9 protein-coding genes are annotated in these 11,644 nt (G+C 60.3%); 5 read left to right on the forward strand and 4 right to left on the reverse strand.

Translation table 11 applies throughout. The annotated features are described in order from the left end of the window. Nucleotides 1-156 precede the first annotated feature (156 nt). Nucleotides 157-1,437 carry a glutamate-1-semialdehyde 2,1-aminomutase gene (gene hemL / locus SANT_RS16775; protein ID WP_025423414.1) on the forward strand — a complete coding sequence of 427 codons (1,281 nt, stop codon included), beginning with the start codon at nucleotides 157-159 and terminating at the stop codon, nucleotides 1,435-1,437. Between the two features lie 211 nt (nucleotides 1,438-1,648). Here hemL and fhuB read toward each other — a convergent pair whose 3' ends face one another. From fhuB to SANT_RS16795, 4 genes are all read right to left on the reverse strand, one after another. After that, a complete protein-coding gene (gene fhuB, locus SANT_RS16780; protein ID WP_081730472.1) occupies nucleotides 1,649-3,673 on the reverse strand; it encodes a Fe(3+)-hydroxamate ABC transporter permease FhuB in 2,025 nt (674 codons plus the stop codon). After that, entirely contained in the window at nucleotides 3,670-4,569 is a 900-nt protein-coding gene (fhuD, locus tag SANT_RS16785) for a Fe(3+)-hydroxamate ABC transporter substrate-binding protein FhuD (RefSeq protein ID WP_038668718.1), read from the reverse strand. The genes fhuB and fhuD overlap by 4 nt, the downstream gene beginning before the upstream one ends. Continuing rightward, nucleotides 4,569-5,366, reverse strand: coding sequence for a Fe3+-hydroxamate ABC transporter ATP-binding protein FhuC (fhuC, locus tag SANT_RS16790; protein ID WP_025423417.1), 798 nt, complete (start codon nucleotides 5,364-5,366; stop codon nucleotides 4,569-4,571). Before fhuC ends, fhuD begins: the two co-directional genes overlap by 1 nt. Nucleotides 5,367-5,961: 595 nt before the next feature. Then, on the reverse strand, nucleotides 5,962-6,615 hold the full coding sequence (locus tag SANT_RS16795) for a TetR family transcriptional regulator (RefSeq protein ID WP_025423418.1): 654 nt from the start codon (nucleotides 6,613-6,615) through the stop codon (nucleotides 5,962-5,964). 325 nt (nucleotides 6,616-6,940) lie between these two features. Between SANT_RS16795 and SANT_RS16800 the strand changes: the two genes are divergently transcribed. The 4 genes from SANT_RS16800 (at nucleotide 6,941) to SANT_RS16815 (ending at nucleotide 11,615) form a co-directional block, all read left to right on the forward strand. Next, a complete protein-coding gene (locus tag SANT_RS16800; RefSeq protein WP_025423419.1) occupies nucleotides 6,941-7,759 on the forward strand; it encodes an enoyl-CoA hydratase/isomerase family protein in 819 nt (272 codons plus the stop codon). A gap of 115 nt (nucleotides 7,760-7,874) precedes the next feature. Then, complete coding sequence (locus SANT_RS16805) at nucleotides 7,875-9,206, forward strand: MFS transporter (RefSeq protein WP_025423420.1); 1,332 nt, start codon at nucleotides 7,875-7,877, stop codon at nucleotides 9,204-9,206. 128 nt (nucleotides 9,207-9,334) lie between these two features. Continuing rightward, on the forward strand, nucleotides 9,335-10,087 hold the full coding sequence (locus SANT_RS16810) for an enoyl-CoA hydratase/isomerase family protein (protein WP_038668722.1): 753 nt from the start codon (nucleotides 9,335-9,337) through the stop codon (nucleotides 10,085-10,087). 163 nt (nucleotides 10,088-10,250) lie between these two features. Continuing rightward, entirely contained in the window at nucleotides 10,251-11,615 is a 1,365-nt protein-coding gene (locus SANT_RS16815) for an MFS transporter (RefSeq protein ID WP_025423421.1), read from the forward strand. Nucleotides 11,616-11,644 lie beyond the last annotated feature (29 nt).

The following is an 11,644-nucleotide window of genomic DNA, read 5'->3' on the forward strand; positions in this document are numbered from 1 at the left end:
TCCACCACGTCAGTTTGAGTGACCCGAACGGCGCTGTCGCCGGCGTCGCTTAAATACCCCGTTGCGCGGGCGCGCGTCAAGAGGATGATTTCACAATGCCCGCCAGTTGATTACACTACAGGGGTTAGGTTTATTTTGCCATTCAGGAGCCGATTGATGAGTCATTCCGCAAGTTTGTACGCCGAGGCGCAACAACTGATCCCCGGCGGGGTCAATTCACCGGTGCGTGCATTCAATGGCGTTGGCGGTACGCCGCTGTTTATCGCCAGCGCCGACGGCGCCCGCATCACCGACGCCGACGGTAACAGCTATATCGACTATGTCGGCTCTTGGGGCCCCATGGTGCTGGGCCATAACCATCCGGCGGTCCGCCAGGCGGTGCTGGACGCTGTACAGCGCGGCCTTAGCTTCGGCGCGCCCACCGAAATCGAAGTGAAAATGGCGCGGCTGGTGACCGAGCTGGTGCCGTCTATCGAGAGCGTGCGCATGGTCAACTCCGGCACCGAAGCCACCATGAGCGCCATCCGCCTGGCGCGCGGCTATACCGGCCGCGATCGGGTGATTAAATTTGAGGGTTGCTATCACGGCCACGCGGACGGGCTGCTGGTCAAGGCTGGATCCGGCGCGCTCACCCTGGGGCAGCCCAGTTCTCCCGGCGTACCGGCCGATTTCGCCAAATATACCCTCACCTGCAGCTATAACGATTTGCAGTCGGTGCGCGAGGCATTCACGCTTTATCCCCGCGATATCGCCTGCATCATCGTCGAACCGGTGGCGGGGAATATGAACTGCGTTCCGCCGCTGCCCGGGTTTTTGTCCGGTCTGCGCGCGCTGTGCGACGAATTTGGCGCGCTGTTGATTATCGATGAGGTGATGACCGGTTTTCGCGTGGCGCTGGGCGGCGCGCAGGCCTATTACGATGTGAAACCGGATTTGACCTGTCTGGGCAAAATCATCGGCGGCGGCATGCCGGTCGGCGCCTTTGGCGGCCGCCGGGAGGTGATGGCGGCGCTGGCGCCGACGGGACCGGTCTATCAGGCGGGCACCCTGTCGGGCAATCCGGTCGCCATGGCGGCCGGTTATGCCTGCCTGCGCGAGGTCGCCCGGCCGGGCGTACATCAACAGTTAACGCAGCAGACAGAGCGTCTGGCGCAGGGACTACTGTCGGCGGCGGAATCGGCGGGCGTGCCGCTGGTGGTCAACCGCGTCGGCGGCATGTTCGGTCTGTTTTTCACCGATTTGCCGCGCGTTACTCGCTTCCAGGACGTACAGACGTGCGACGTGGAACGTTTCAAGCGGTTCTTCCACGCCATGCTGTCGGCGGGGGTGTATCTGGCGCCGTCAGCGTATGAAGCCGGCTTTATGTCGCTGGCGCACGGTGACGCCGAGATTCGCCTCACGCTGGAGGCCGCCGCACAGAGTTTCGCCCAGCTGTAACCGGTTTGCCGCGCGGGGCAGGCCTGCGCGGTTTTTCCGCCGCTCTCCCCTGCGGCCGCGGCCGGAAGCCACACCGCCCCGAACGCGGGGCGCCTGTTTCCCGGCGCGGCTCTCCCTGTCGACGCCGCACAAGCTATCGTCTCAACGCGGCGGACAAGCTGAACGCCGCGCTAGCTATCGTCACCACGCGGCGGAGATCGTCACCGCCGCGTTACCGCCCCTGGCGGCGCAGCAGCCAGATGAAATACGGCGCGCCGATAAAGGTCGCCAGCAATCCGGCGGGAATTTGATTGGGGAACATCACCATGCGCCCGCACCAGTCGGCGAACATCATCAGCAGGCCGCCGATCGCCGAGGCCATCAGCCCCTGCGGCACCGGTTTATGGAAGCCCAGCATGCGCGCCATATGCGGGGCCATCAGCCCGACAAAGCTCAGCGGCCCGACGGTCAGCGTAGCGCTAGCGGTCATAACGGCCGCCAACAGCAAAATGGTCAGCCGCGCCCGCACCAGCGGTACCCCTAGCGACAGCGCACTGGCGTTGCCCAGCGGCAGCAGCGTCAACCAGCGCCGGCACAGCGGCATCAGCAATAGCAGACAAAACGCGGTCACCGCACTGAAGATGGCCTGCCGAGGGGTCACGCCGTAAGTTGAGCCGGAGATCCACGACAGCAGGCCGCCCAAGCGCGGGTCGCCGCTTATTAGCAATAGCGTAATCAGCGTGGTGAACGCGGTGCCGATGGCGATGCCCGCCAGCAGCATACGCTGCGGCGAAAAATGGCGGCGGCCGGATACCAATATTATCGCACCCAGCGTTAGCGCGGCGCCGAGGCTACCCGCCGGCAGTTGCCAGGCAAACGCATCGCCGGGGATAAGCAACATAAGCAAAATCACCGCGCCGGAAGCGCCGGCGCTGATGCCCAGCACTTCTGGGCTGCCCATGGGATTTGCGGTCAGCTTCTGAATAAGGGTGCCGGCGGTCGCCAGCATCACCCCGGCGCTCAGCGCCGCCAGCGTGCGCGGCCAGCGCCAGGGCAGTAGACGCAGCATCTCTTCGCCGTGAGCCCAATGCCAGCCTTCGGCGTTGCGCCCAAACGTCAGCGACAGCCAGACCCCCGCCAGCACCAGCAGCGCCCCCGCCCCCAGCCACAACGGGGAGTAGCGGCCCGTGGTCTGTTGCTGCAACGTCTGACCATCGGTGGCCGGTTGCGCGGTATGGCGCAGCCGCGGCAGCAGCCACAGCAGCAGCGGCGCACCTATCAACGCGGTAGCCGCGCCGGTGGGGACCTCGTGCCAGACGCGGGCCAGCCATACCACCGCTTGGTCGGTCAACCACAGCAGTAATGCGCCAATAAGCGGCGCCAGGAAAAGGCGATGCAGTAGCCGACGGGCGCCTAAAAGCCGCGCCAACAGCGGTGCGAACAGTCCGACAAAGCCCACGATACCCACCGCGTTGACCAGCACCGCGCTTAATACGATAGCCAATAATAGCGCCGCCAGTCGCGCCAGCGACAAACCGAGGCCGAGATTGCGCGCCACGCCGTCGTCCACCCCCAGCAGGGTCATCGGTCTTAGCAATAACAGCGCCAGCAACCAGGCCAGGATCACCCGCGGCAGTAACCCGGCGGCGACCTGCCAGTCCTGCTGATTCAGTGAGCCACTGCTCCACAAAAACAGGTTTTGCAGATACTCATAATGGAACAGCGCCAACAAACCGTTGGCGGCGCTGCTATACAGACTGACCACCAGGCCGGCCATAATCAGGGTCACCGGCGACATACGTTTGCCCCAGGCAACGCCGAACACCACCCCCCCTACCAGCAGCGCACCCAATAGCGCCGCCAACTGCCGCGTGGTTTCGCCGCCGGGCAGCAGCCACAGCGTCGCCACCGTGACGCCTAATTGCGCGCCGCTGGCCACCCCCAGCGTCGACGGCTCCGCCAGCGGATTGCGCAATACTTGCTGAAACAGGACGCCGGCCAACCCCAATCCGCCTCCCACCAACAGCGCCACCGCCAGCCGCGGCATCAAGCTGTAGTGAAAAATCAGCTGCGTCACATCGGCCGCATCCGGGGACCAAAGCGCGCCCCACCAGCGCGCCAGCGGCAACAGCGCAAGGGCATTCTCAAGCGTCAACGCCAGCGCCACCAGCGCGAAAAGCGCCAGCAGCACATAAGCCGTTCCCCGTTTACCCACGCTGCGGCGGGAAGGCACGGCGATATTCACCTCGGTTTTCATGACCACTCCCCTTCCAATTGCTCAAGCAACCGGCAAAAACGCAGTGCCGCCAAGGTGGCGCCGTAATACCAAATCGCCGGCGCCGGCCGCCAGCTCTGCTGTCGCACAAAGGGAATGGCCTGCCACAGCGGCGTTTTGCTTATGCGCCGACGCAAAGCGCCGTCGTCCTGCTCGAGTAAAATGGCGCGGCCCGGCGCTAACGCGATCAACTTCTCGATACCCACTACCGCGGTGCCCCAGAAATTGGTCTCACCCTGCCATAAATTGTCGATGCCCAGTTGATCCAGCACCTGCTGGAACAGGTGATTACGCCCGACCACCAGCGCGTGGCGCTCATCCATCACCGAGAAGACCAATAGCGGCTGCCGCCGATAAGATGCCAACGTCGGCGCCGCCTGCGCCAGTTGCCGGTCGAACCAGGCTAAATGCGCCCTGCCGACAGCCTCGCGATCGAGCCTTCGCGCCAGCGCCATAATAGAGACGCGCGCCATATCCAGCGGTTTTCCCGCGGCATCGGTGTAGGCGAATCCCATCGCGGGCGCGACGGCCTTCAGCTGCGCCGCACGCGGGCCGTAGCCGGCGGAATAGAGGATCATGTCCGGCTGCAATGCCGCCATCAACTCCAGATTGGGCGTCACGCGCTCCCCGACGTCAATCACCTCCGGCGGTAGCACCGGCTGTTGCACCCACTGGCGATAAGAGACGATATCCGCCACCGCAATAGGGGTAATGCCCAGGGCGAATAACAGCTCGGCCGGCAGCCATTCGACCGCCACGATGCGCGGCGCCGCCGGCAACGGTGCGGCCAGGGCTTGTCGCGCCAGCAGCGGCGCCAGCAGCATCGCGCTCAATAACCGCCGGCGTGGGAGACAGGGGGTAGATAAAAGGTGGGCCATCAGTAGACAAAGCTCACCGGCGCACCGCCGCCGGGATGGGGCAGAATGCCCATGGGAATACCATAGATACGCTCCAGCACCTCGCCGCACATTAGCTGCGACGGCGATCCCTCGGCAATCAGCCGGCCTTCGCGCAACGCCGCCAGGTGGTCGCAGTAGCGCGCCGCCATATTGATATCGTGCAGGACGGCAATCACGGTGAGGCCACGCTGACGACTCAGCCGCTGCACCAGCGCCAACACGTCCACCTGGTGCGCGATATCCAGCGCCGAGGTCGGCTCGTCCAGCAGCAGGCAGCGGCTGTCCTGCGCCATCGTCATCGCCAGCCAGGCGCGCTGCCGCTCGCCGCCGGACAAACTGTCCACCAACCGATCGGCGAATGCGTCCAGCCCCACCAGTTCGATAGCCTCCTGCACATGCTCGCGATCGGCGAGGCTAAAACGGCCAAGGGCGCCATGCCACGGGTAGCGCCCCAGCGCCACCAGCTCCCGCACCGTCATGCCTTCCGCGGCGGGCAATTGCTGCGGCAAATAGGCCACCTGCCGGGCGAATGCCTTACTGTCCCATTCCGCCAGCGGCCGGTCATTAAGCCGCGCTTCGCCGCCGCTGGCCGATTGATGACGGCCGAGGATCTTCAAAAGCGTCGATTTGCCGGAGCCGTTATGGCCAATCAGACCGCACACCTGGCCGGGCGGAAAGGAGAAATCCAGCGGATGCAGCAGCGTACGGCCGGGCACGGCAAAGCTAAGCCCGCGCAGGCTGAAATGAGCGTGTGATGGTGGGTTGGCGTTAGGCATAGGCTCTATCTGATTCGCGGGCGCAGCGTGCGCGTCCTGGCAAAATGTGTGTGATATGTCATGACGATGGCGGTAATCCGGCGCTCGTCGTCACGGCGGCGGGCGGCGCCTGTCGGCTAACCCATGACAGACCGTCGCGCCCGGCGACATAACGCTTGGGCATAAAAGTAAATGATAATTATTCAATTAGAGATAATGATATGCGTAACAGGAATCATTCCGCAAGTACTATTCGTGGCGTCGCCGTAGGGCAATGCCTTGCGCCCAACGGCGCGATTGAGGCGCTCGACCGGGGCGATTGATGGCATCGACCGGCAGCCCGGCTTTTCACGCCGCCGGCGCAGCGGGCGCCAATCTCTTTGGTGGCATGGGCCGCCGAACGCTTAGGGGGGCGCCCCTTCGCTGGCGCGATTCGCGCTGAGTCAACCTGACGCGAAAGAACAGGCGCCTGCCTGATGACAGGCCGCGATGGCCCTCTTCCGGGTTTTTGGCTTTTGCGCCCGACGGGCGGCGCTACAGCGGGGGGCGGGTTGAGATTACCGTGACGCCTTCGCGAGGTGAGCGCGGGCCAAGCCACTTGCGCCAATCGCCTGGGTCAGGGCTTGAGAAGACGCAAAATGGTATCGACATTAAAGGCAAAGCGCGCGTCAAGGGCGTCGTCAGAAACGAAGTTCTGGTCATAGATGACTTCGAGAGTATAGCGATTGTTCAAATAATAATACCCTACCGACGCCATCGTAATATACAGCTGCCCTGGGTCCACGCCCGCGCGAAAGACGCCGGCCGCCACGCCGCGATCCAGGATGCGTTTGATCCTGCCGACAAAATCCACGTGCAGCAGGGCAAAACGTGTTGACCGTTTGACATGAATGGCTTTATGCAGGTTTTCGCTATTCACCAGCGACATAAATTCCGGACGCTTGAGGTAATAGTTCCAGGTAAACCGCATTAACGCGCAAATAGCGTCAACCGGCGCTAACTCGTCCAGCCCCAGCGCCTCTTCAGCGGTGCGCACATCGGTATAAATGTCCTCCAGTACGGCCTGAAAAAGATCGTCCTTACTGTTGAAATATTCATAGATCAGGCGCTTGTTCACGCCTGCCTTGGCCGCTATACCGTCGATGCGCGCCCCTCCCAGCCCAACACCGGCGAATTCATCCATCGCCGCCGCGAGGATCAGCGCTTTCGTCTGCACCGGATCGCGCGGACGCTTTTTAACAACGCTTTTTTTTGGCGGGTTCTGTTGCATAGGCTCGGCTTAGTTATTCAATTTTAATGAAAACTATACGCTAAATTCCGGTTGTTTTGCACCGTTTGGACAACAATATCCCGCCTGCGCTTCGCCCAATGCAGGGTGTCAATGCGGGGAAAACCCCCTACACCCCCGGGCGTTATTTCCGCTAGCAAGCCGTGTTCGAAGGGCTAACGTGCTGGCAAAATTTGATCGCTATCCCACATTGCAACTTTTTTCCGATGTCGGGGTTAGCGAAAGGCGTTGGCCTCTTGAGAGCGACAAAAAGGGATGTTAGCTTAAGTAACGAACTGGTTCGTTACATGCGAATAAGAGGACGATTATGGCGCTACATCATGACATAGAGCTTGAGGTCAAACAGGGCATCGCCAGATTCACGCTCAATAAATCCGCGACGCACAATGCGCTCACCCTCGATATGCTGCGCGCGCTGGATGCGGGCCTCGCCCAATTGGAGGCGAGGGAGGACATCCGCTGTATTGTCTTTTCCTCAACCAGCGCGCGTTTTTTTTGCAGCGGTGCGGATATCAAAGAGTGGGGGGATATTGACCCTGAAAAAATGGGCAGCCTGTTTATCCGCGCCGGCAATCGCGTTTTTCGCCGTATTCGGGAGATGGACGTTGCCACCATTGCGGTCATGTCCGGCCATGCCCTCGGCGGGGGGTTGGAACTGGCGCTGGCCTGCGATTTGCGCTATGCGGCCGAGGGGATCAAACTCGGATTGCCCGAAGCCTCGCTCGGCGCCATTCCCGGTTGGCTGGGCGCGCAGCGGCTGTATGCCCTGGCGGGGGCCGGCAGAATGCATCAGCTCGTCATGTTGGGTGAGACCATTACCGCGCAGCAGGCGCTGGAATGGGGAATCGTGCAGGCGGTCGTGGCCGGCGAGCAGCTTGATGCCTATGTCCGGGGAATCTGTGCGCGGTTGAGCTCGCGTTCCCCTGCGGCGCTCGCCGTCGGCAAGCGGTTGATGCGCATGATTGAACCGCCGGCGCTGGATGTCGCCCATGAGTTAGCCGCGTCGGTGTGCAAAGGGACGGCGGATGCGCGAGAAGGCGTCGCGGCGTTTCGTGAAAAACGCCCGGCTGATTTTGGCCGCGATCGGGAGCTCGCGCCCCCTCCCGCGCGATACCGCGCCGAATAACGTCCTGCGGGCAACGAAAGGCAGCGCGGGCTGGCGGTCTATGGCCGTTAACGCGTTCTGCCGTTAAGCGACGGATGGGTTATCTGACGGCAGTACTCTACTGAAGGTAATAACAATGAAAAACGTTCTAAGGCATTATCGGTGGCGTATTTGCGCCCTGCTCTTTGTTGCCATCACCATCAATTACCTTGATCGCCAGGTGCTCGGTATTCTCAAACCCGAATTAGCGGCGAGATTTCACTGGACCGAAACGGATTACGGCTATGTCGTAACGGTATTTGCCTTTTGCTACGCGCTTGGCATGGTTTTCGCCGGAAAATTCGCCGACCGGTTCGGCGTCAAGATGGGCTACAGCGTCTGCGTGTTGGTTTGGAGCCTGGCCTGCTGCGGTCATGCTTTTATCCGCAACATGTTGGGATTTGGCGTTATGCGCGCCTTTCTCGGCCTGGCGGAGGCGGGCAGTTTTCCCTGTGCGGTAAAAGCGGTGTCGGAATGGTTTCCGCGCAAAGAGCAGTCATTGGCCGTGGGCATTATTACCTCCGGCACCAGTATCGGGGCCGTATTAGCGCCGGCGTTGGTCCCCTGGCTCGCGGTAAGCTTCGGCTGGCAAAGCGCCTTTTTGTTGACCGGTATTCCAGGCTTCATCTGGTTTGCCTTCTGGTATGTCATGTATTATGCGCCGCAGAAACATCCTCGCGTTACCCCGCAGGAATTACAGCTCATTCGGCAGGATAAAGAGACGGTCCAGGAACAGGATGACGGGCAAACCGTCGGTTGGTTTTCGCTGTTTCAACACCGCGCCACCTGGTCAATCGTGGTCGGTAAAGGCATGACCGACCCCATCTGGTGGTTTTTATTATTCTGGCTGCCCTCTTATTTCAATAGCCGTTTCAATCTGGATTTGCAGCACCTCGGTCTGCCGCTGATCATTGTGTATGTGTCCACCTCCATCGGTAGCGTGTTGGGCGGTTGGGCGGCGTCGACGTTTATCGCCCGGGGCTGGTCGGTGAGCCGCGCTCGCCAAACGACGATGCTGGGGCTTGCGGTGCTGGTCATGCCGCTAATGACGGCGCCGTGGATTGATAATATGTGGATCATTGTCGGATTGCTGAGCTTGACCGTGGCGGCGCATCAGGGCTGGTCGGCCAATATGTTTACCCTGGCGTCCGATATGTTTCCCAAACGGGTCGTGGCGTCGGTCGTGGGCATTGGCGGTATGGCGAGCGGCTTGACCTCAGCGCTGTTTCCGTTTGTGGTCGGCGCGGTGCTCGATCATTTTAAGGTGTTGGGCAAAATCGGTTTGGGCTACAACGTTCTGTTTATCATCTGCGGCTTCACCTATATCGCGGCATGGTTATGCATGCGCCTTATCTATCCGTCGCAGCAGAAAGTGCCCCTCACCCAGACCGCCGTCCAGGACGTCCAAACGACGCCGCGTGCCAGCTAATTCTCGAGAAAAGCCTCATGAGGTAATGACCAAGTTATAAAAATGTTATGTTGATCACCACTTACTTACTAGTAAGTAAGTATAACTACTTACGCGCTACCCCGCGCTCAACACGATGAGGACACATTATGAGCGATAATATCGCTTTATACCGGCATGGGGCCGTGGCTGAAGTGGTGATCAATCGGCCGGAGAAAATGAACGCCATGACGCCGGAAATGAGTGAAGCCCTGGCGTTGCTGTTTACCCGGCTCAATGAAGAGGACGCGGTGCATGTCATCCTGCTGAGAGGCGAAGGCGAACGGGCCTTCAGCGCCGGCAGCGATTTGCGAACGCTCTCCAGCTATCATTCAGCCATGGATTTCCGCCAACGCACCGATTACGGCACGACCGTGCGCCGCGCGCGCAAGCCGGTAGTGGCGGCGCTTAAAGGCTGGGTGCTGGGCGGCGGCCTGGAAATGATGCTGGCGGCGGACATCCGCGTGGCGGGCCATAGCGCCAAATTCGGCGCGCCGGAGGTGGTGCGCGGCTGGGTGGGCGGCGGCGGCGCCTCGCAATTACTGCCGCGGCTGGTGGGCTATGGTCAGGCGATGCGGTTATTGTTAAGCGGCGACAACATCGACGCACAGGAGGCCTGGCGCATTGGCTTGGTGGAATACCTGGTGGCGGATAATGAGGTCAACGACACCGCCTTGTCTTTATGCCAGCGATTGGCTGAACATCATCCGTTAGCGGTCCAGGCCGTCAAGAGTGCCGTTCGCGCCTCGTTATCCATGCCGCTGGAAGCCGGCATGCAATATGAGAACGAATTGACCACCTTATGCTTTGCCGTCGGCAATTACCAACAAGGCGCCCAGAGGTTTAGCCAACAACGATCGTGACACACCCGGCGCAGGCTGGCGTTGCCTTTCAAAGGACACCACGCCCGCAATATCAGATCTTCGCCGGCCGCCCCGCGGCGGCAATAAGATCCCATAAGGCTAAACGCTCTTCTTATTATGTTGTGAGGAAGAACTTCACGTCCTGTGTGCAGGAGAACGTTCGATGAACCCGATATCGCAGCAACCCGAAAAAATCGATAACAATGTCAAACGCGCCATTTTTGCATCAACGCTGGGAACCATTATCGAGTGGTACGATTACGGATTATATGCCGCCGCCTCCGGGCTGATTATTAATAAACTGTTCTTCCCTCAGCTCAGCCAGCTCGGCGGTATGTTGGCGGCCTTTGCCACCTTCGCCATCGGCTTTATTATCCGCCCCGTGGGCGGCATGGTTATTTCACATATTGGCGATAAGTTTGGCCGTAAACCCGCCCTCATCTTCTGTATTTCCATTATGGGGGTGGCCACCGTCGGGGTCGGTCTGCTGCCGACATGGCACAGCATTGGCATATGGGCGCCGATATTATTAATTTTCCTGCGCATTTTACAGGGTTTCGGCGCCGGCGCCGAACTGGCGGGCGCCATTACCTTGGTCGCGGAATACACGCCGGTTAAACGACGCGGCTTTTTTACCGCCATCCCCAATACCGCCACCAATTTCGGCGTTTTGATCGCGACGCTGACATTCCTGTTTTTCTCCTGGCTGCCGGAAGAGACGTTATTAAGCTGGGTGTGGCGCGTGCCTTTCCTGCTCTCGGTGCTGTTGTTTGTGATAGCGCTTTATATTCGCGCCAAGCTGGACGAAACGCCGGAATACGTGAATGCCATGGATAAAGCGCAGCGCCAGCGTCAGCAGCAAAAGGCCCCAATACGCCAACTGTTTAGGGAAAGTCCACGGGAGTTGCTCTGTGGTTTCTTCGCCATGGGGGGGCATCAGGCGCTGACCTATGTCCTTAACACCTTCGCGCTCAGTTATATGATAAACACCCTCGGCATGTCGAAAACGGACGGCCTGATGGTATTAATCATCGCGTTGACGTTTACGCTTATTTGCGGACCGATTGGCGGATGGCTGGCCGACCGCTATGGCAGCGCCAAAATATTTATTTGCGGCGCCCTGTTTGCCCTGTGCTTTGTTTATCCGCTGTTTTATCTCGTGGATACCAAAAATACCTTGCTGGCGGCGCTTGGCGTCAGTGCGATTTATGGCATCAGTTGGGGATGCACCGGCGGCGCACAGGGAGCTTTTCTCTCAAATTTATTTCCCACCCGTTATCGGTTTTCCGGCATTGCCATGTGCCGAGAACTGTCCGGCGCCCTTATCGGCGGACCCACGCCGTTTATCGCCACGGCGCTGGTGGCATTGGGGGGCGGTAGACCCACATGGGTCATGGTCTATTTAGGCGCGTTTTGTCTGTTTACGGTTATTGCCGTGGCGCTGGGCAAACATTTATCACGCCATGATGAAGATAACGCGTCATTGCTTAAGCAGAAAAATAACGCTGAGCCCGCGTCGTTACTTTAAAAGCGCGGTCGCGACGTCACGGCGGAAAT

Source organism: Sodalis praecaptivus (genome assembly GCF_000517425.1).
Taxonomy (GTDB): Bacteria; Pseudomonadota; Gammaproteobacteria; order Enterobacterales; family Enterobacteriaceae; genus Sodalis_A; species Sodalis_A praecaptivus.

Excerpts from the sequence above, each read along its gene's own strand:
- hemL (WP_025423414.1), top strand. The coding sequence starts at position 157 with ATGAGTCATTCCGCAAGTTTGTACGCCGAGGCGCAACAACTGATCCCC.
- fhuB (WP_081730472.1), bottom strand. The coding sequence starts at position 3,673 with ATGAAAACCGAGGTGAATATCGCCGTGCCTTCCCGCCGCAGCGTGGGT.
- fhuD (WP_038668718.1), bottom strand. The coding sequence starts at position 4,569 with ATGGCCCACCTTTTATCTACCCCCTGTCTCCCACGCCGGCGGTTATTG.
- fhuC (WP_025423417.1), bottom strand. The coding sequence starts at position 5,366 with ATGCCTAACGCCAACCCACCATCACACGCTCATTTCAGCCTGCGCGGG.
- SANT_RS16795 (WP_025423418.1), bottom strand. The coding sequence starts at position 6,615 with ATGCAACAGAACCCGCCAAAAAAAAGCGTTGTTAAAAAGCGTCCGCGC.
- SANT_RS16800 (WP_025423419.1), top strand. The coding sequence starts at position 6,941 with ATGGCGCTACATCATGACATAGAGCTTGAGGTCAAACAGGGCATCGCC.
- SANT_RS16805 (WP_025423420.1), top strand. The coding sequence starts at position 7,875 with ATGAAAAACGTTCTAAGGCATTATCGGTGGCGTATTTGCGCCCTGCTC.
- SANT_RS16810 (WP_038668722.1), top strand. The coding sequence starts at position 9,335 with ATGAGCGATAATATCGCTTTATACCGGCATGGGGCCGTGGCTGAAGTG.
- SANT_RS16815 (WP_025423421.1), top strand. The coding sequence starts at position 10,251 with ATGAACCCGATATCGCAGCAACCCGAAAAAATCGATAACAATGTCAAA.